Source organism: Bordetella sp. 2513F2 (assembly GCF_054642735.1).
The window spans coordinates 870767-890006 of the sequence record NZ_CM137755.1; the positions used below are offsets into that span (position 1 = coordinate 870767).

The 19240-nt window shown below is 70.4% G+C and carries 18 protein-coding genes; 7 read left to right on the top strand and 11 right to left on the bottom strand.

Going from position 1 to position 19240, the window contains the following annotated elements; all coding sequences use genetic code 11:
- Window positions 1-2: 2 nt before the first annotated feature.
- Window positions 3-1739 carry an ABC transporter ATP-binding protein gene (locus ACYBYQ_RS04085; protein WP_459617103.1) on the bottom strand — a complete coding sequence of 579 codons (1737 nt, stop codon included), beginning with the start codon at window positions 1737-1739 and terminating at the stop codon, window positions 3-5.
- Between the two features lie 268 nt (window positions 1740-2007).
- On the opposite strand from ACYBYQ_RS04085, the gene ACYBYQ_RS04090 reads away from it, so the two are divergent.
- The 3 genes from ACYBYQ_RS04090 to ACYBYQ_RS04100 are packed head-to-tail and all read left to right on the top strand — an operon-like array spanning window position 2008 to window position 4864.
- Window positions 2008-2838: an HTD2 family dehydratase gene (locus ACYBYQ_RS04090; protein WP_459617104.1), complete on the top strand. Its 831-nt coding sequence runs from the start codon at window positions 2008-2010 to the stop codon at window positions 2836-2838.
- Window positions 2835-4034 (top strand): CaiB/BaiF CoA transferase family protein, encoded by a 1200-nt coding sequence (locus ACYBYQ_RS04095; protein WP_459617105.1) that lies wholly within the window; start codon window positions 2835-2837, stop codon window positions 4032-4034. The genes ACYBYQ_RS04090 and ACYBYQ_RS04095 overlap by 4 nt, the downstream gene beginning before the upstream one ends.
- Window positions 4034-4864: an HpcH/HpaI aldolase/citrate lyase family protein gene (locus tag ACYBYQ_RS04100; protein WP_459617106.1), complete on the top strand. Its 831-nt coding sequence runs from the start codon at window positions 4034-4036 to the stop codon at window positions 4862-4864. Before ACYBYQ_RS04095 ends, ACYBYQ_RS04100 begins: the two co-directional genes overlap by 1 nt.
- Before the next feature lie 32 nt (window positions 4865-4896).
- On the opposite strand, the gene ACYBYQ_RS04105 is transcribed toward ACYBYQ_RS04100, so the two are convergent.
- Genes ACYBYQ_RS04105 through hda form a run of 4 tightly spaced genes read right to left on the bottom strand, consistent with a single transcriptional unit; the run spans window position 4897 to window position 8157 of the window.
- A complete protein-coding gene (locus ACYBYQ_RS04105; RefSeq protein ID WP_459617107.1) occupies window positions 4897-5394 on the bottom strand; it encodes a 2-amino-4-hydroxy-6-hydroxymethyldihydropteridine diphosphokinase in 498 nt (165 codons plus the stop codon).
- Window positions 5391-6761 carry a polynucleotide adenylyltransferase PcnB gene (gene pcnB, locus ACYBYQ_RS04110; RefSeq protein WP_459617108.1) on the bottom strand — a complete coding sequence of 457 codons (1371 nt, stop codon included), beginning with the start codon at window positions 6759-6761 and terminating at the stop codon, window positions 5391-5393. The genes ACYBYQ_RS04105 and pcnB overlap by 4 nt, the downstream gene beginning before the upstream one ends.
- Window positions 6761-7459, bottom strand: a complete 699-nt coding sequence (locus tag ACYBYQ_RS04115; protein WP_459617109.1) for an HAD family hydrolase — start codon at window positions 7457-7459, stop codon at window positions 6761-6763. Before ACYBYQ_RS04115 ends, pcnB begins: the two co-directional genes overlap by 1 nt.
- Window positions 7456-8157, bottom strand: coding sequence for a DnaA regulatory inactivator Hda (gene hda, locus ACYBYQ_RS04120; RefSeq protein WP_459617110.1), 702 nt, complete (start codon window positions 8155-8157; stop codon window positions 7456-7458). Before hda ends, ACYBYQ_RS04115 begins: the two co-directional genes overlap by 4 nt.
- A 216-nt stretch (window positions 8158-8373) precedes the next feature.
- On the opposite strand from hda, the gene purM reads away from it, so the two are divergent.
- Window positions 8374-9423 (top strand): phosphoribosylformylglycinamidine cyclo-ligase, encoded by a 1050-nt coding sequence (gene purM, locus ACYBYQ_RS04125; protein ID WP_459617111.1) that lies wholly within the window; start codon window positions 8374-8376, stop codon window positions 9421-9423.
- A gap of 25 nt (window positions 9424-9448) precedes the next feature.
- On the opposite strand, the gene miaA is transcribed toward purM, so the two are convergent.
- Together miaA and mutL are read right to left on the bottom strand one after the other, a co-directional pair.
- Window positions 9449-10426: a tRNA (adenosine(37)-N6)-dimethylallyltransferase MiaA gene (miaA, locus tag ACYBYQ_RS04130; RefSeq protein ID WP_459617112.1), complete on the bottom strand. Its 978-nt coding sequence runs from the start codon at window positions 10424-10426 to the stop codon at window positions 9449-9451.
- Window positions 10427-10433: 7 nt separating this feature from the next.
- On the bottom strand, window positions 10434-12317 hold the full coding sequence (mutL, locus tag ACYBYQ_RS04135; RefSeq protein WP_459617113.1) for a DNA mismatch repair endonuclease MutL: 1884 nt from the start codon (window positions 12315-12317) through the stop codon (window positions 10434-10436).
- A 128-nt stretch (window positions 12318-12445) separates the two neighbouring features.
- Here mutL and ACYBYQ_RS04140 point away from each other — a divergent pair, with 128 nt between their 5' ends.
- The gene (locus tag ACYBYQ_RS04140) at window positions 12446-13093 is read left to right on the top strand and encodes a VTT domain-containing protein (protein ID WP_459617114.1); all 648 of its coding nucleotides are present in this window, start codon (window positions 12446-12448) and stop codon (window positions 13091-13093) included.
- 36 nt (window positions 13094-13129) lie between these two features.
- Here ACYBYQ_RS04140 and ACYBYQ_RS04145 read toward each other — a convergent pair whose 3' ends face one another.
- The 3 genes from ACYBYQ_RS04145 to tsaE all read right to left on the bottom strand — a co-directional run bounded on the left by ACYBYQ_RS04145 (window position 13130) and on the right by tsaE (window position 15530).
- Window positions 13130-13555, bottom strand: coding sequence for a VOC family protein (locus tag ACYBYQ_RS04145; protein ID WP_459617115.1), 426 nt, complete (start codon window positions 13553-13555; stop codon window positions 13130-13132).
- A 71-nt stretch (window positions 13556-13626) separates the two neighbouring features.
- Window positions 13627-15063: an N-acetylmuramoyl-L-alanine amidase gene (locus tag ACYBYQ_RS04150; protein WP_459617116.1), complete on the bottom strand. Its 1437-nt coding sequence runs from the start codon at window positions 15061-15063 to the stop codon at window positions 13627-13629.
- Window positions 14988-15530, bottom strand: a complete 543-nt coding sequence (gene tsaE / locus ACYBYQ_RS04155) for a tRNA (adenosine(37)-N6)-threonylcarbamoyltransferase complex ATPase subunit type 1 TsaE (RefSeq protein ID WP_459617117.1) — start codon at window positions 15528-15530, stop codon at window positions 14988-14990. The genes ACYBYQ_RS04150 and tsaE overlap by 76 nt, the downstream gene beginning before the upstream one ends.
- Window positions 15531-15663: 133 nt before the next feature.
- On the opposite strand from tsaE, the gene fumC reads away from it, so the two are divergent.
- On the top strand, window positions 15664-17055 hold the full coding sequence (gene fumC, locus ACYBYQ_RS04160) for a class II fumarate hydratase (RefSeq protein ID WP_459617118.1): 1392 nt from the start codon (window positions 15664-15666) through the stop codon (window positions 17053-17055).
- A 19-nt stretch (window positions 17056-17074) separates the two neighbouring features.
- Here the strand turns inward: fumC and ACYBYQ_RS04165 are convergent, their stop codons facing one another.
- A complete protein-coding gene (locus ACYBYQ_RS04165; RefSeq protein ID WP_459617119.1) occupies window positions 17075-17971 on the bottom strand; it encodes an AEC family transporter in 897 nt (298 codons plus the stop codon).
- A 235-nt stretch (window positions 17972-18206) separates the two neighbouring features.
- Here ACYBYQ_RS04165 and ACYBYQ_RS04170 point away from each other — a divergent pair, with 235 nt between their 5' ends.
- Entirely contained in the window at window positions 18207-19196 is a 990-nt protein-coding gene (locus ACYBYQ_RS04170; protein WP_459617121.1) for a tripartite tricarboxylate transporter substrate binding protein BugE, read from the top strand.
- Window positions 19197-19240: the final 44 nt, after the last annotated feature.

The window sequence follows — 19240 nt, forward strand, 5'->3', positions numbered from 1 at the left end:
CGTCAATGCCCGCGCCGTGCCAGCACTGCTTCGCGCGGGCCGGCGTCCACCACCCTGCCGGCCTCCATCACCACGATGGTGTCGAACCGTGCCAGCAGGCTGGGGCGGTGCACCGAGGCCACGATGCAGGCGGAAGGGAAGGCGGCCACCATGCGGTCGAACACCCGGGCCTCGGCCTGCGGATCGAGCGCGCTGGTCGGCTCGTCCAGCAACAGCAGCGAGCTGCCCCGCGCCGCCAGCGCCCCGCGTGAGAGCGCCAGCCGCTGACGCTGGCCGCCGGAAAGATTGCCGCCGCGCTCGTTGAGCGGGCTGGCCAGGCCGTCGGGCATGCGCTGCAGCACTTCGTCGAACACCCCTGCGTGCACGGCGGCCTGCAGCGCCGCCGCGTCGGCCGGCTCGCCGAAAGTGAGGTTTTCTTCCACGCTGGCTTCGAACACCTCGGCTTCCTGGGGGATCAGCGTGGCCAGCGTGCGCAGCTCTGTCCATGCCACGGGCGCGCCGTCGCGCAGCAGTTCGCCCTGCTGCGGCGGATAGAGGCCGGCAAGCATGCGCAGCAGGGTGCTCTTGCCGCCGCCGCTTGGGCCGATCAGCGCCACGCGTGCGCCGCGCTGCAGCACCAGGTGGATGTCGTGCAGGCCCCCGCGCGCGTCGTCGGCGTAGCGCCAGGTGGCGCCCTGCAGCGCCAGGGTCTGCCAGGGCGCATCCGGCGCCACCGCAGGCACGGCCGCATCCGGATCGCTGGGCGCCTCCCAGATCGGCTCGGCGCTGCCGTAGTCGGTGTGCATGCGCGCGAAGCTCTGGAAATTCATGGCCATGGAGCCGATCACCGTGGCGGCCTGCTGCGCATACTGGTAGATCATGAACACCGTGCCCAGCATCACCGCCTGTCCGGGCTCGCGCGCCTGCAGCACATACACCACCACCAGGATCCAGGTGAGCCCCATGCCGAGCAGGTCCACCACGAACCACTTGCCTTCGTTCACCATCACCGCGCGGCGCAGCGGCGCCATCACTGCGTCCATGCGGCGCCCCAGCACCTTGCGCGAGGCCGCCTGCAGCCGCAGGCCGATCACCGTGCCCGCATTGCCCACGAAGTCCAGCAGCGCCGCGGCATAGCGGCGCTCCGCGTCGTTCTCGGCGCGCGCCAGCTGCATCAGCACGCGGTCGAAGCGCAGGATGATGAGGGCGATGATCACGTAGCCCGTGATCGCGATCGTGCCGCTGGTGCGCGACAGCAGGGCGAGCGCGACCAGCGGGCCGACGAAATTGAAGGCGCTCTGCAGATAGCCGAACTGGTTCTGCGCAAACTCCGAGAGCGCCCGGCTGGACTGCATCACGCGGTGCTGCAGCTCGCCCGAATGGCGGCCGTCGCGCCAGGGCAGCGGGGCCGCGGCGATGCGCGCATACAGCTGGTCGGCCAGCCGCTCGCGCACCCGCACGCCCACGTTGCGCTCCAGCACCCGCCCGGGGCCGTGCAGCAGCCACGACAGCAGGTACACGCCCACGAGATACACGATCCAGCGACCGGCCGTGGCCATGTTGCCCTGCTGCAGCGCGTTGATCGCGTGGGACGCCAGCCACGGCATGGTCAGCCGCAGCAGCTGCGCCGCCGACAGCAGCCCGGCCGCGCCGAGCATATGGGCGCGCACGCCCTGGGCGTGGCGCCAGAGCGCGCGATAGAGTTCGCGGGCGGCGCTGGCGAGGCCGATGGCGGGGGGAAGGGGGGCGGGGGTGCTCACGTGGATGGGAGGATTCGTGTCGAGGGTGGGCCGCCAGGAGTGCGGCACGGCATTGGCGGGGCGGGAGATAGTCTAGCGGCTCGGCCGGGTTATCGGGATGGATTGGCCTTGCCTGGTCAACTCGAAAGGGCGTCTTGCAGTCCGGCATTGCCAGGCCAGGCGCCCGCCGATTCCGGGTCATTGAATACCGCCTTGATCAAATACGAATACACAAATCCTCCCTGGCCGGGCATGCTTGCAGCTGCGACGGACTAGCCGAGGATACAAAATGACATCTCCCGACCCGACCACCTGGATCGGCAGCAGCGAGCGCATGGCCGACGGCCTGGACGCCACGCTGGCGGAGCGCGTGGCCGCCACCCTGGGCGAGCCGGCTCCTGCCGCGGGCGAGCCGCTGCCGGCCTTGTGGCACTGGGCGTTCTTCATCAAGGCGGTGCAGGCCCCCGGGCTGGGGCGCGATGGCCACCCTGCGCGGGGCGGCTTCCTGCCGCCGGCCCACGACCGCAACCGCATGTGGGCGGGCGGCCGGGTGGAGTTCCGCGCGCCGCTGCTCGTGGGCGTGCCGGCCGAGCGCATTTCCACCGTGGCGCAGGTGCAGGAAAAGGCCGGGCGCACGGGCTCCCTGCTGTTCGTGACGGTGCGCCACGAGTACGTGCAGAAGAACGAGGTGGCGATCCTGGAGGAACAGGACATCGTGTACCGGCAGCCTTCGCCGCCCCGGCTGGCCGGCAGCGAGGCGCCGCCCGCCTCGCAATGGCGCGAGGCCATCGAGCCCACGCCGGTGCTGCTGTTCCGTTATTCGGCAGTCACCTTCAACGGCCATCGCATCCATTACGACCATCCCTACGTGACGGGCGCCGAGGGCTATCCCGGCCTGGTGGTGCACGGGCCCATGATCGCCACGCTGATGGTGGCGGCGTTCCGCCATGCGCATCCGGCGGCCGTGCTGCAGCACCTGTCGTACCGCGGCCTCAGGCCGCTGATCGCGCCCACGCCGTTCGACGTGGCGGGGCGGGTGGCCGAACCCGGGCTGGCCGAGCTCTGGGCCGAACAGGACGGCACGCTGGCGCACCAGGCGCAGCTGAGGTTCTCCGCATGAGCGCCGCCCCGGACACGGTGCGTCCGCTCGACGGCATCACGGTGGTGAGTTTCGAGCATGCCATCGCCGCGCCCTTCTGCACGCGCCAGCTCGCCGACATGGGGGCCCGCATCATCAAGGTGGAACGCCCGGGCGCGGGCGATTTCGCGCGCCGCTACGACGAGCGGGTGGCCGGGCTGTCTTCGCATTTCGTCTGGACCAACCGCGCCAAGGAAAGCCTCACGCTGGACCTGAAGCATCCGCAGGCGGCGGGCATCGTCGAGCGCCTGCTGGCCCGGGCCGACGTGCTGGTGCAGAACCTGGCGCCCGGCGCGGCGGCGCGCCAGGGGCTGTCGTTCGATGCGCTGCATGCCAGGCATCCGCGCCTGGTGGTGTGCGACATCTCCGGCTATGGCGAGGGCGGCCCCTACCAGGACAAGAAGGCCTATGACCTGCTGATCCAGAGCGAGAGCGGCTTCGTGTCGGTAACGGGCACGCCGGCGGACCCGGTGAAGGCAGGCTGCTCGATCTCCGACATCGCCGCGGGGATGTACGCCTACAGCGCCATCCTCAATGCGCTGCTGCTGCGCCACCGCACGGGCGAGGGCAGCCGCATCGACGTGTCCATGCTGGAGAGCATGGTGGAGTGGATGGGCTATCCGCTGTATTACGCCTACGACGGCGCGCCGCCGCCGGCCCGCGCGGGCGCGGCCCACGCCACCATCTATCCTTACGGGCCGTTCCCGGTGGGCGACGGCAAGACCATCATGCTGGGGCTGCAGAACGAGCGCGAATGGCGGGTGTTCTGCGAGCAGGTGCTGGAGCAGCCCGGACTGGCAGAGGACCCTCGCTTTGCGTCGAATTCGGCGCGCGCCGCCAACCGCGAGGCGCTGCGCGCGCTGATCGTGGCGGCCTTCGCGGGCATGGACATCGCCGGCGTCACCGGGCGGCTGGAGCGTGCCGGCATCGCCAACGCGCGCGTGAACGACATGCACGACGTCTGGAAGCATCCCCAGCTGCAGGCGCGCGGCCGCTGGCGCGAGGTGGGCAGCCCCGTGGGCCCGCTGCCGGCGCTGGTGCCGCCGGCCAGCAGCAGCGCCTTCGAGGCGCGCATGGGCGCGGTGCCCGATGTGGGCGAGAACACCGACGCGGTGCTTGCCTCGCTGGGCTATGGTGCCGAGGAGATCGCGCAGTTCCATCGCGAGGAGGTGGTGTGATGGCCGGCGTGGCGCGCAGCGCGCTGTTCGTGCCGGCCAGCCGCCCGGAGCGCATTCCCAAGGCGCTGGCCAGCGGCGCGGACGCCGTCATCGTGGACCTGGAAGACGCGGTGGAGCGCGAGGCCAAGGACAGCGCCCGCGACGCGCTGTGCGAATTCCTCGACGCCCATCCGCAGGCGCGCGTGTGGGTGCGCGTGAACGACGCCGGCACGCCATGGCACGCCGCCGATCTGGCCGCATGCCATGGGCGGGCCGGCGTCGCCGCCGTGGTGCTGCCCAAGGCCGAGCATGCAGATGCGGTGCGCCGCGCCGCGCAGGCGGGCCAGCCGGTGGTTCCCATCATCGAGAGCGCGGCGGGGCTGCTGCACGTGGCCGCGATTGCCGCCGCCGGCGGCGTGCTGCGGCTGGCTTTCGGCAGCCTGGACTACGGACTGGACCTGGGCCTCATGGAGGGCACGGCGGGTGCCGCCACGGTGCTGGACCACGCCCGGGTGCAGGTGCTGCTGCACAGCCGGCTGGCCGGCCTGGCTGCGCCCTTCGACGGCGTATATCCGGCGGTGCGCGATGCCGCAGGCCTGCGCGCCGCGGCCTGCCGCGCACGAGACATGGGCTATGGCGGCATGCTGTGCATCCATCCGGCCCAGGTCGAGGTGATCCACCAGGCATTCCTGCCGGACCCGGCCGAGCTGGCCTGGGCGCGCCGCGTGCTGCAGGCTTGCCGCGAGCATGCGGCGGGCGCCTTCATGCTGGACGGGCAGATGGTGGATGCGCCGGTGATCGGGCGGGCGCGGGCGCTGCTGGAGCGCGCCGGCGAGGCGCCGGGCGGCTGAGCCAGGTTGGTGCGGCCCGGCGCCGCGTGCCGTCAGGGCAGGCGGGAGATGGCCTGGTCGGCCACGGCGGCCAGCAGGGCGTCGAGCCTGCCTTGCGGCAGTTTCAGCTGGGGCGCCAGGTCGTGCAGCGGGCGCAGCACGAAGGCGCGCAGATGCATGCGCGGGTGCGGCAGCACGAGCCTGGGCGTGTCCATCGCCGTGTCGCCGTGCAGCAGCAGGTCCAGGTCCAGCGTGCGCGGGGCGTTGCGGTAGGGGCGCTGGCGGCCGTGGCGCTGTTCCAGCGCCTGCAGCAGGTCCAGCAGTTCCAGCGGCGCCAGCGTGGTGTCCAGTTCGGCCACGGCATTGACGTAGTCCGGGCCGCCCGCGTCCACGGGCGCGCTGCGGTAGTACGGGGAGGGCCGGCAGGCCCGGATGCCGGAAGCGGCGGCCAGTTCGGCCAGCACCGTGTCCAGCGTGGCGCGGCTGTCGCCCAGGTTGGAACCCAGGCCCACATAGGCGCGCGCGGCGGCGGCCGCCTTCACTGCCGTCATTCGGGCGCGGCGCCGCCCGCATCGGCGGGCCCCGGGCGGCGCCGGCGCGGACGACGGCGCTTGCGCGCCGGCGCCTCGTCGCCGGCCTCGCGCGGCTGGCGCGCAGCTTCCTCGATCATTTCTGCGCGGGCGGCGTCGTCGGCATTGGCGAGGTCCATCCACCATTGGGCCAGCACGCTGTCGAATTCGCCGGCGGCGGCACGCAGCTGCAGGAAGTCGCATGCGGCGCGGAAGCGCGGCTGCTCGATCATGCGGTAGATGGTCTTGCCCTGGCGGCGCTCGAAGCGCGGCTGCATGAACCAGATCTCGCGCATGTCGGCCGAGAAGCGGCGCTGGATGGCCAGCTTCTCGGTCTGCTCCTCGAGCACGGAATCGGCCGCATGCACCAGGGCCGGCATGGTGTGCTCGCCCGCCTCGCGGTATTGGCGCCAGCGCAGCTCGACCTGCTGCCACAGCAGCGCGGCGAACAGGAAGCTGGGGCTGATGCCCTTGCCGGCCCGCACGCGCGCATCGGTGCGCTCCAGGGCCTCTTCGACGAACTTCTCGCCGTTGGGCTGCTCCAGCACGACGTCGAGCAGCGGCAGCAGGCCGTGGTGCAGGCCTTCGCTGCGCAGCTGGCGCAGGCAGTCCATGGCATGGCCGCAGGTCAGCAGCTTGAGCATCTCGTCGAACAGGCGCGACGCCGGCACGTTCTCGACGAGGCCCGCCATGGTGCGGATGGGCTGGCGCGAGGCGAGTTCGATGGTGCCGTTGAGCTTGGCCGCGAAGCGCACGGCCCGCAGCATGCGCACCGGGTCTTCGCGGTAGCGCTTCACCGGATCGCCGATGATGCGCACCTGGCGCTTCTTCAGGTCCTGCACGCCGTTGTGGTAGTCGATGACTTCCTCGGTATGCGGGTCGTAGTACAGCGCGTTCATGGTGAAGTCGCGCCGCGCTGCGTCCTCGGCCTGCGTGCCGAACACGTTGTCGCGCAGGATGCGGCCGTGCTCGTCGGTCTCCTGGTCGGCGGAGGCCGGCGCGCGGAAGGTGGAGGTTTCGATGATCTCCTGGCCGAACACCACGTGCACCAGCTGGAAGCGGCGGCCGATGATGCGCGCGCGGCGGAACAGCGGGCGGATCTGTTCGGGCGTGGCGTTGGTGGCCACGTCGAAGTCCTTGGGCTCGAGGCCGACGATGAGGTCGCGCACGGCGCCGCCCACGATGTAGGCCTCATAGCCGTGCTGGCGCAGCACTTCGCACACCTTGATGGCGTGGCGCGACACGTTGCGCCGGTCTATGCCGTGCTCGGAGCGCGGGATGCGCAAGGGGCCGCTGGCGGCCGGGCCGAACAGGCGGCCGACGAATTTTTTTATGGTGTCGGTAATCATTACGACTTGGCGTCTCGGGTATGGTCGAACAGCTCGATGACCTGCCAGCCCTGGCGTTCGGCGATGGCGCGCAGGGCGGGACTGGGATTGGTGGCGATCGGCCGCGTCACGCGTTCCAGCAGCGGAACGTCGTTGACCGAATCGCTATAAAAGAACGATTCGGGGAAATCCGCAAGCGTGCGGCCCATGCCGGCCAGCCATTGCTGCACGCGGATGACCTTGCCTTCGCGGAAGCTCGGCGTGCCGTGGATGCGGCCGGTATAGCGCCCGGCCACGTACTCGGGCTCGGTGGCGATCAGGTGCGGCACGCCGAAGGCGCGCGCGATGGGAGCGGTGACGAAGCTGTTGGTGGCTGTGACCACGGCGCACAGGTCGCCCGCCTGGAGGTGGCCGGCCACCAGCGCCACGGCGGCGGGCGTGAACGATGGCCGTATCACCTCGGCCATGAAGGCCTCGTGCCATTCGGCCAGTTCATGGGGGGCATGGGCGGCCAGCAGGCCCAGCATGAATTCGGCGGCCTGCTCCGCGGTGAGCTCGCCGCGGTTGTAGCGCTCCATCAGGTCGTCGTTGCGGCGCCTTGCCTCGTCGGGGTCGCCGGCCCGGCCGGTGCGGGCCAGGTAGTCGGCCCACTGGTAGTCGCTGTCCAGCGGCAGCAGGGTGTGGTCCAGGTCGAACAGGGCGAGTCGTGGGGCGGTCATGAGGCTTGGGATTCGGGGTCTGCCAGCATCGCGCGCAGCAGCGGTATGGTGATGGGCCGGCCTGCGGCCAGCGAGTAGCGGTCGAGCGCGTCGAGCAGGGCGGCCAGCTTGCGCAGGTCGCGTTCGTGGTGGGTGAGCATCCAGTTGATCACTTCGGGCGCCAGCTGCAGGCCGCGGTCTGCGGCCTGGCTGGCCAGCGCCGCGAGCTTGTCGGCATCCGACAGGCGGTCGAGGCGCAGGACCAGGTCCCAGCCCAGGCGGGTGCGCAGGTCTTCGCGCAGCGGCATGGACATGGGCGCGCGATCGCCCGAGACTGCCAGCGCGAAGGCGTGGCCCGTGGCCGCGGATTCGCGCCAGCGATTGTACAGGGCGAAGAGCGCGGCCTGCTGCGGGTCTTCCATGAGATGCACGTCGTCCACGGCCACGATGCGCGGCATGGGCTTCGCGGCGTCGGCCTGCGCCAGGCCGCGCAGCGCGCGCGCGCCGGCATCGGCATCCAGGTAGACGGCCTCGGGCCGGGCGGCCAGGCCGCGCAGCAGGTGCGTACGGCCGCAGCCTTCCGGGCCCCACAGGTAGAGCGCCCGCCCCGGCGCAAGCGCGCGCACGGCCGCCAGCGCCTCGCCATTCGGGCCGGCGATGAAATTGTTCAGCGTGGGCGCTGGCGCGGGAAGCACGTCGAGCAACAGCTGGCGGTTCATCTGGCGGTGTCGTGTCGAAGGTGGCGTCTGCGGATCGGGACGGCCCGGCGCGGGCCAAGCCCGCACTTTAAACCACGGCCCGCCGGCGCGTCGCGCCGGCCGGGGCCGCACGCGGCGCCCGGGCAGGCGTGGATTGGCCGAACGCGGCGCGGGCAGCGTAAAATCCGCGCATTCCACTCAAATCCCGCAATTGTTACATACCCCACGGTTTTCCTCATGACGACTCCCTCCTCCGCACCCCTGACCTACCGCGACGCCGGCGTCGACATCGACGCAGGCGATGCGCTGGTCGATCGCATCAAGCCGCTGGCGGCCCGCACCATGCGCGCAGGCGTGCTGGCAGGCATCGGCGGTTTCGGTGCGCTGTTCGAGGTGCCGAAGCACTATCGCGAGCCCGTGCTGGTGTCCGGCACCGACGGCGTGGGCACCAAGCTGCGCCTGGCTTTCGAGTGGAACCGCCATGACACCGTCGGCATCGACCTCGTGGCCATGAGCGTCAACGACATCCTGGTCCAGGGCGCCGAGCCGCTGTTCTTCCTCGACTACTTCGCCTGCGGCAAGCTGGCCGTGGATACCGCCGCGGCGGTGGTCGGGGGTATCGCCCGCGGCTGCGAACTGGCGGGTTGCACGCTCATCGGCGGAGAAACCGCCGAGATGCCGGGCATGTATCCCGACGGCGAATACGACCTGGCCGGCTTTGCGGTGGGCGCGGTCGAGAAGTCCGCCATCATCGACGGCAAGTCCATCGCGCCGGGCGACGTCATCCTGGGCCTGGCGTCCAGCGGCGCGCACTCGAACGGCTATTCGCTGGTGCGCAAGATCCTCGAGCGCGCGGACGCGCGGCCCGACCAGGACTTCCACGGCCAGCCGCTGGTCGACGTGGTGATGGCGCCCACGCGCATCTACGTCAGGCAGGTGCTGGCCGCGCTGGCCGTGCACGGCACCGCCATCAAGGGCCTGGCGCACATCACCGGCGGCGGCCTGCTCGACAACGTGCCGCGCATCCTCCAGCAGGGCCTGGCCGCGCAACTGCACCGCGACGCCTGGCAGCTGCCGCAGCTGTTCCAGTGGCTGCAGCAGCAGGGCGGCGTGGCCGACGCCGAAATGCACCGCGTCTTCAATTGCGGCATCGGCATGGTGCTGGTGGTGCAGGCCGACCGCGCCGACGCCATCGCCGCCACCCTGCGCGAGCAGGGCGAAACCGTCTACGCCCTCGGCGAGATCGTCGAACAGGCGCCCGGCATGGCCCAGACCGTGGTGGTGTGATCCGGATCAGGGTCGCTTGAAGGCGTCAGCCACCTTCGGTGGCTGACGCCTTTCTGGTTTTGGCGCCTGCAAGCACGGCAGCGACGGCATCTATGGTGCGCGCGACGGCGTCGGGTGCGAGGCAGTCCACGATGTGCCGGCCGGGTTGGGCGCGCAGCCAGGTCAGCTGGCGCTTGGCGAGCTGCCGCGTGGCGGCGATGCCTTGCTCGCGCGCCTGGGCCAGGCTGGTCTCGCCATCGAGGCAGGCCCACATCTGGCGGTAGCCTACGCAGCGCACGGAAGGCAGGCCGGGGTGCAGGTCGGGCCTGGCGTGCAGGCGCCGCACCTCCTCCAGGAATCCCTGCTCCAGCATGGCGTCGAAGCGTTGCGCGATGCGGGCATGCAGCGCGGCGCGTGCGGCGGGTTCCAGGCTGATGGTGCAGTAGCGCGGCCCTTCCTCGGGCGCGGCACGGCGCGCGCCGTGCAACAGCTCCGACATGGGCCGGCCGCTGAGCATGCAGATCTCCAGGGCGCGCTGGATGCGCTGGCTGTCGTTGGGCGCCAGGCGCGCGGCCGTGGCCGGATCCAGGCCGGCCAGCTCGGCATGCAGGGCGGGCCAGCCGCGGGCCGCGGCGCGGGCCTCGAGCTCGGCGCGCAGCGCCGGATCGGCTGCCGGCAGGTCGTCCAGGCCGTCGCGCAAGGCCTTGAAGTACAGCATGGTGCCGCCTGCCAGCAGCGGCATGCGGCCGCGCGCGCGGATCTCCGCGATCAGCCGCCGTGCGTCGCTGCGGAATTCGGCGGCCGAATACGATTGCGCCGGATCGCGGATGTCCAGCAAGTGCTGCGGCACCCGGGCGCGTTCCTGCGCCGTAGGCTTGGCCGTGCCGATGTCCATGCCGCGATACACGGTGGCCGAGTCGACGTTGATGATCTCGACCGGCCAGCGCTGCGCCAGCGCCAGGCTGGCTGCGCTCTTGCCCGCGGCGGTGGGCCCGGCGAGGCAGATGACGATGTCCGGTTCCATCGGCCCGCTATTGCCCGCGCAGGAACAGCCGGTCCAGGTCCGAAACCGACCACTGGATCCAGGTGGGGCGTCCGTGGTTGCACTGGTCGGCCCGCTCGGTGGCTTCCATCTGGCGCAGCAACGCGTTCATTTCCTCGATGGTGAGGCGGCGGTTGGCGCGCACCGAGCCGTGGCAGGCCATGGTGGACAGCAGTTCGTTGCGCTGCTCGGTGAGCAGCCGCGATACGCCCACCGTGGCCAGGTCGCGCAGCACGGCGCGGGCCAGCGTCTCGATGTCGCCGCGCGCGAGCAGGGCGGGCACGCTGCGCACGGCAACCGAAGACGGGCCGGCGGGGCGCATCTCGAATCCCAGTTCGGCGAGCTGCCCGTGGTGTTCCTCGACCAGGGCCACGTCTTTCTCCGGCGCGTGGAACACCACCGGCACCAGGAGCTCCTGGCGCGGCAGGCTCTGTGTGTCGAGCGCGCGCTTGAGCTGCTCGTAGACCACGCGTTCGTGGGCGGCATGCATGTCCACCAGCACCAGGCCGCGCGCATTCTGGGCCAGGATGTAGATGCCGTGCAGCTGGGCCAGGGCCTGCCCCAGCGGCTGTTCGCCTTCGGGCAGCGTGGGCGCGCCGCCCGAAGGCGCAAGCGCGGCGCCGCCGTCGGGCGCGGGCGCCGGCCCTGCGGGCGAGGCTTCGGGCAGGGGGCGGTATAGCGCCTGCCAGTCGGCCACGGGGTTGCCGGCCTGTTCCGCATGCAGGCGGAACGGCACCTGCGTGTGCGGCCGCGGGGCGGGACTGCGCGGCGTTGCCGCAGGGAAGGCGCCATAGCTTGCCGCGGCCTCGGCCAGCGCCCGCGATGCCTGCGCGGCGGCCGCGGGCATGGCCTGGGCCTGCAGCGGTTCCGCGATGGCGGCCGAGCCGCCGGTCTGGGCCAGGGCCTGGCCCACCACCTGGCTCACGTACCGGTGCACGGCGCCGCTGTCGCGGAAGCGCACCTCATGCTTGGCAGGATGCACGTTGACGTCAACTGCCGCGGGGTCGATGTCCAGGTACAGCACGTAGGCGGGCTGGCGGTCGCCGTGCAGCACGTCGGCATAGGCGCTGCGCAATGCATGGCTCACGGTGCGGTCGCGCACGTAGCGGCCGTTCACGTAGAGATACTGGCGGTCGGCCCGCGCGCGCGCCGCCGTGGGCCGCGTGACCATGCCGGCCAGCCGGACCGGGCCGGCGGCGCTGTCCACGGGCAGCGCCTGCGCCGCGAACTCGGCGCCCAGCACGTCGCGGATGCGCTGGCCGGCGTCGGCCGGCAGCCATTGGCGCTGCGCGCGGTCGTGGTGGAACAGGCGGAAGGCGATGTCGGGATGGGCCAGCGCGATGCGTTCCAGCGCATCCAGGCAATGGCCGAACTCGGTGGCCTCGGAGCGCAGGAACTTGCGCCGCGCCGGAACGTTGTCGAACAGCTGCCGCACGTCCACGGTGGTGCCGACCGGCCCGGAAGCGGGCCCGACTTCGCCGCTGCCCGCGTCGATCTGCCATGCATGGTCGGCGTCGCGCGTGCGCGAGATGAGCCGCAGCTGGGCCACGGAGGCAATGGATGCCAGGGCTTCGCCGCGAAAGCCCATGGATGCGACGGATTCGAGCTCGCGCAGGTCGCGGATCTTGCTGGTGGCGTGGCGCGCCAGCGCCAGCGGCAGTTCCCCGGGCGGGATGCCGCCGCCGTCGTCCGTGACCGCGATGCGCCGGATGCCGCCGCCCTCGAGGCGCACCTCGATGGCGCGCGCGCCCGCGTCGATGGCGTTCTCGAGCAGCTCCTTGAGCACCGAGGCGGGCCGCTCGATGACTTCGCCGGCCGCGATCTGGCTGATCAGCAGGTCGGGCAGGGCGGCGATGGGACGGCGTTCGGACATGGTGCGGGGCGGGCGGCAGGATGATCCGGATGATTGTATCTCCCTGCCCCGCGGCGCCATCCGGTTTACCGCGGCTGCCCGCATGCGTGGGCTATAGTTCCGGGCTGTTTCGTTGCACACGTATCGCCATGCCAGAACTGCTCGACATGATCCTGCACATCGACCGCACTCTCGGGGTCTGGGTGGCCGAGTACGGCGTATGGGTGTACCCGGTGCTGTGCGCCATCGTTTTCGCCGAGACGGGGCTGGTGGTGACGCCGTTCCTGCCGGGCGATTCGCTGCTCTTCGTGGCCGGCGCATTCAGTGCCACGGGAGCGCTGCATCCCGTGCTGCTGGCCGTGCTGCTGGTGGCCGCCGCCGTGCTGGGCAACTGCGTGAACTACGCCATCGGCCGCTACGTCGGGCCGCGCGTGTTCACCATGAACGTACGGTTCCTGGACCGCGCCGCGCTGATGCGCACGCATATGTTCTACGAGAAGCACGGCGGCAAGACCATCGTGATGTCGCGCTTCATCCCGGTGTTGCGGACTTTCGCGCCATTCGTGGCCGGCGTGGCCGGGATGCCGCTGGGACGCTTCCAGTTCTTCAACGTCGCGGGCGCGCTGCTGTGGGTGGTGGGCCTGGTCACGCTGGGCTATTTCTTCGGCAACATTCCCGTCGTGAAGAACCACCTGAACACCATCGTGCTGGTCGGCCTGGCCGCGGCCGTGGTACCGGTGGTGCTGGCCGCGGCGGTGCGGCTGTGGCAGCGCCGCGGCGGCCAGCCCAACCGCTGAGCCCGCGGTTGTCCGCTCGGGCGAAGGCGCACCGCCTCACGGTGCGGCGCCTGCCCTGGGCCAGTAGGTGCCGAAGGTCCACAGGTTCTGTTCGGGGTCGCGGCACGAGAATTCCCGGCTGCCGTAGGAAGTGTCGTAGGGTTCGACCTCGATCTTCACCCCGGATGCGCGCACCCGGGCATACAGCGCGTCGGCGTCGTCCACCGCCACATACAGGGCGTCGGTGCGGCGGCCATCGGGATCTCCCAGCAGCCGGCCGTATGCATCGGCACGATGCTGCCCCAGCATCAGGATGGAAGACCCGAGCGCCAGCTCGGCGTGCTGCACGGCCCCGGCGTCCCGGTATACGGCATGTTCGGTGAATCCCAGCACGTCCTTCAGCCAGCGGATCATGGCGTCGGCGTCGTGGCAGCGGAGCGTGGGGAAAATGCATGGCGCCTGGGGATGCGCATTGCGGTTCATGGCGGCTCCTCCCTCGGGGTTGGAGCTGCCATGATAGGCGACGCAGGGAGCGATCGCCGCGCCGGCCGCCCTCAGCTCACCTCGCCCAGGCGCGCCAGCGGCGGGTTGGCCGTGAAGTACCGGTCGATGCCGGTGAGCATGGCCTGCGCCAGCTTCTCCTGGTGTGCGGCAGACCGCAGCAGCGCTTCCTCACGGGGATTGCTGATGAAGGCCGTCTCGACCAGGATGGACGGGATGTCGGGGGCCTTCAGCACGGCGAAGCCCGCCTGCTCCACGTGGTTCTTGTGCAGCCGGTTGATCTTCCTGATCTCGTCGAGGAAGGCCGTGCCCACCTTGAGCGAATCGTTGATCTGCGCCGTGGTGGAGAGATCGAGCAGCACCTTGGCCACCTGGCGGTCGTGCGAGCCCAGGTTGACGCCGCCTATGAGGTCGGCGGCGTTCTCCTTGTTGGCCAGCCAGCGCGCCTGCGCGCTGGAGGCGCCGCGCTCGGACAGCGCGAACACCGAGGAGCCGTTGGCCGTGGGCTTGATGAAGGCATCGGCGTGGATCGACACGAACAGGTCTGCGCGCACGCGCCGCGCCTTCTGCACGCGCACGTGCAGCGGCACGAAATAGTCGTCGTCGCGCGTGAGATAGGCGCGCATGTAGGGCTGCGCGTCGATAAGCGTCTTGAGGCGCCGCGCGATGCGCAGCACCACGTCCTTCTCGCGCAGGCCGGAACGGCCTATGGCGCCGGGATCCTCGCCGCCATGGCCGGGGTCCAGCGCGATCGTGAGCATGCGCTTGCGGGCGGTCCGGGACGGCGCGGACGGCGTGGGGGCGGGCCTGGCTGCGGGCGGCGTCGCCGGCAGTGCAGGAGGCTGCGGCACGGGCAGGGCGGGTGCGGGCTCCTGGCCCCTGGCCAGCGGCACGCCCTCATCCTGCGGGCCCTGCGGCGTGGCCGGATTGCGCGAGATTTCGTCGAGGATGCGGGCCAGCGGGTCGTCCACGTCGGGGCCCGCCTGCTTGTTCAGGATGGCGACCAGCGGGTCCTGGGCGATCTTGGGATAGAGATCCAGCACCAGCCGGTACTGGTAGTCGGCCACGGGCTTGAGCGTGAAGACCTGCGGCGCCACCGCCTGCTTCAGGTCGAACACGATGCGCACCACGTTGGGCCGGTTCTGGGCCACGCGCAGCCCCCGGATATAGGGATCGTCCGGGCGTACCTTGGAAACCAGGTCGTTGAGCGCGGAACTGGTGCTCAGGCCTTCGATGTCCACCACCAGGCGGTGCGGATTCTCCAGCGTGAAGTGTTCGGCCTTGAGTTCGCTGTCGAGTTCCAGCGTGACGCGGGTGTATTCCTCTGCGGGCCAGGTACGCACCGCCAGGATGGTGGCCGCCTGGGCCAGCCGCGGCAGCACGGGCAGGACGAGCAGGGTGGTGGCGACGCTGATCAGCCGCCGGCGGGCGGTGCCCCTTCCGGAGAGAGATTGGTCGCCGCTGGCGGGGGGACGATCGCGTTCAGCCATGTGAATCCTCGAGCGGTATAGGCGATCAGGACGGCGTCCCGGCCCGAACCGGCATAGGCCAGGCGGACCAGCAGATCCGGCGGGGGCAGCAGGCCCCCGGCACGCTCGGGCCATTCGATCAGGACGACCGCGTCGTCACGCAGCAAATCCCGAAACCCGGCGTCCAGCCATTCGCGCGAATCGCTAAACCTATAAAAATCAAAGTGATAGAAGTATAAGTTAGAAACTTTATAGCTTTCAAGCAGCGCGTAGCTGGGGCTCTTGATCCGGCCCGTTATGCCGCATTCGCGCAACAACGCCCGGGTGAAGGCCGTTTTGCCGGCTCCCAGCTCCCCTTCCAGGTGGATGCGGCCTCCCGGCGCCGCCCCGGTGCGGCCGTCGAGCAGCGGGGCCAGCCGCCGGGCCAGCGCCTCGGTGGCGGCTTCGTCTGGCAGGTGCAGGGTGGTGGAGGACAGGGCAGCGGACATGGGGTATCGCCGGTGGTAAAACGGGGAGAGTGTCCGGGATTATAGGAAGCGCCCGGTGTGCTACGCTTTTATTTGATATTGATTCTTGTTCAGTATTTCCGGCCTGCCCGGCCGGCCACGGAGCCGCATCATCATGAAAACGCGTACCGAGAAAGACACCTTCGGCCCCATCGAGGTGCCCCAGGAGCATCTCTGGGGAGCCCAGACCCAGCGTTCGCTGCATTTCTTCGCCATTTCCACGGAGCGGATGCCGGTGCCGCTGGTGGTGGCGATGGCCCGCCTGAAGCGCGCCGCCGCCAAGGTCAACGCCGGGCTGGGCGAGCTGGACGGCACCCTGGCCGATGCGATCGTCAAGGCGGCCGACGAGGTGATCGCCGGCAAGTGGCCGGATGAGTTCCCTCTGTCGGTATGGCAGACCGGCTCCGGCACGCAGAGCAACATGAACATGAACGAGGTGCTGGCCAACCGCGCCTCCGAACTGCTGGGCGGCGAACGCGGCGAGGCGCGCAAGGTGCACCCCAACGATCACGTCAACCGCGGCCAGTCGTCCAACGACACGTTTCCCACGGCCATGCACGTGGCCGCGGCGGTCGAGATCGAGCACCGTCTGCTGCCTGCGCTGAAGGCACTGCGCGCCACGCTGGCGCGCAAGAGCGCCGAGTTCTACGACATCGTCAAGATCGGCCGCACCCATCTGCAGGACGCCACGCCCCTGACCCTGGGGCAGGAGCTCTCGGGCCACGTGGCCCAGCTCGACCTGGCCGAGCAGCAGATCCGCGCCACGCTGCCCGGCCTGCACCAGCTGGCCATCGGCGGCACGGCGGTGGGCACCGGGCTGAACGCCCATCCCGAGTTCAGCGCCAAGGTGGCCGCCGAACTGGCCCACGACACCGGCAGCGCCTTCGTGTCGGCGCCCAACAAGTTCCAGGCCCTGGCTTCGCACGAGGCGCTGCTGTTCGCGCACGGCGCCCTCAAGGCCCTGGCGGCCGGCCTCATGAAGATCGCCAACGATGTGCGCTGGCTGTCCAGCGGCCCGCGTTCCGGCCTGGGCGAGATCCGCATCCCGGAGAACGAGCCCGGCAGTTCCATCATGCCCGGCAAGGTCAATCCCACGCAGTGCGAGGCCCTCACCATGCTGGCTGCGCAGGTCATGGGCAACGACGTGGCGATCAACATCGGCGGGGCCAGCGGCAATTTCGAGCTCAATGTCTACAAGCCGCTGCTGATCCACAACTTCCTGCAGTCGGTGCGCCTGCTGGCCGACGGCATGGCCAGCTTCGACCAGCATTGTGCCGCCGGCATCGAGCCGAACCGGGAGCGCATCGCCGAACTGGTCGAGCGTTCGCTGATGCTCGTCACGGCGCTGAACCCGCACATCGGCTACGACAAGGCCGCCCAGATCGCCAAGAAGGCGCACAAGGAAAACCTGTCGCTGAAGGAGTCCGCCCTGGCGCTGGGTTTCCTCACGGAAGCAGAGTTCGACCGCTGGGTGGTGCCGGCCGACATGACGAACGCCCGCCACTGAGGCCGGCCGCGCCGGGCCTTCAGGCGCCCGCCGCCATCAGCCACAGCGGGATGGTGGCGGCCGACAGCAGCGTGCCCAGCGAGATCATCACGGCCACCATGCGGCCGTCGCCGCCCATGCGCATGGCCAGCACATAGGCGGCCGAGGCGGTGGGCAGGGCGGCGAACAGCAGCAGCATCCGGCCTTCCAGGGCGGACAGCCCCAGCAGGCGCGCGGTGCCCAGCGCCGCCAGCGGCAGGGCCAGCAGTTTCACCGCCAGCATCCAGGCGATCAGCCGCCCGTGGCCGCGGCCGCCTTCCCAGGCCAGGCTGGCGCCCACGCAGATGATGCCCAGCGCCAGGGCCGCCGCGCCCAGGCGCGCCAGCACCGTGTCTATCGGCCCGGGCAGCGTCAGGCCGGCCAGGTTGGCGGCCAGCCCGAGCAGCGTGGATACCAGCAGCGGATTGCGCGCCAGTTCCTTGAAGAGGTTGTTGCCGCTGTGCCGGGCCAGCCCGTAGACCGCCGCCACGTTGGCCATGGGCACGGCGAAGCCGATGATCAGCGCCATCACCGTCTGGCCCGGCGGGCCCGCCAGGCTCGCCGACAGGGCCAGGCCGATGTAGGTGTTGAAGCGGTAGCCGCATTGCGCCAGCGATGCCTGGGCCAGCGGCTGGGGCCGCAGCAGCGGCACGGCCAGCCAGGACAGCGCCACGCCCGCCCCGATCACCATGACGGTGGCCTGCAGCAGCAGGACCGCGCTGCCCGCGCTGATCGGGCTGCGCAGGATGGACTGGAAGAGCAGCGCCGGGAACAGCACGTAGTACACCATGCGCTCCGTGCCGGCGAAGAAGTCGCGGGAGTAGCCGAGCCGATGCCGCAGCACCCACCCGAGGACGACCAGCAGGAAATCGGGCAGGACCAGCAGTGCAACGGACATGGGAACCAGGCGGAGTCGGGGTGGAGGGCGCTTACGCGGCCCGGCGATTTGCTGCTATTCTTGCGGGACTCGAAATGCGGCGCACCGCCACGAGCGGTTTTCCATATACCTACAGCGCGCCCGTTCCGTCGCCACCAAAGATCCGACAGCCAGAGCGTCTTACGGCAGATCTGGCGACTCAACTCGCACATTGCGTCCGCTACCCGCGGTTCGCATTCTAGGAGGAAAAACGACAATGGTTAAAGTACGCTCCCTGGTCCGGGCCATTGCCCTGGCGACCGGCATCGCTGCTGCTGCCGGCGCCTCGGTGGCCCACGCGGCGGACTACCCCGACCGCCCCGTACGCGTGATCGTGCCGTTCGCGCCCGGCGGGTCCACCGACATCATCGCCCGCCTGGTCACCCAGCGCATGAGCCAGGAGCTCGGCCAGCCCATGGTGGTCGAGAACAAGGGCGGCGCCGGCGGCGCCATCGGCGCCACCGAGGCAGCCCGCGCCAAGCCTGACGGCTACACGCTGTCCATCGCCACGGTGTCCACCATGGCCGTGAACCCGGCCTGCCGTCCCAAGGACCTCCCCTACGATCCCCTCAAGGACTTCCAGCCGGTCACCAACTTCGCCAACACCGCCAACGTGGTCGCGGTCAATCCGAAGTTCCCGGCCAAGGACTTCAAGGGCCTGCTCGAAGAACTCAAGAAGAATCCCGACAAGTACTCGTACGGCAGCTCGGGCACCTGCGGCGTGCTGCACCTGATGGGCGAATCGTTCCGCATGGCCACCGGCACCGACATCGTGCACGTGCCCTACAAGGGTTCGGGCCCGGCCATCGCCGACGCCGTGGGCGGCCAGATCGAACTGCTGTTCGACAACCTGCCTTCGTCCATGCCGCAGATCCAGGCGGGCGCGCTGCGCGCCATCGCCATCGCCTGGCCCGAGCGCATCGATTCCATCAAGGACGTCCCCACCTTCGCGGAAGTGGGCTTCCCCGTGCTGAACCAGCCTGTGTGGTACGGCCTGCTGGCGCCGGCCGGCACCCCCATGGACATCGTGAACAAGCTGCGCGATGCCGCCGTGGTGGCCCTGAAGGATCCCAAGGTCATCGAGGCGCTGGCCGCGCAGGGCTCGGCCCCGTCCGGCAACACGCCCGAAGAGTTCGCCAAGGAGATCAAGTCGCAATACGACTGGGCGCATGAGGTCGTGAAGAAGCAGAACATCACGCTCGAGTGATCGCGCGCATCCCTCGCGGGATGCCGCCGCCACGACGCCCTGTC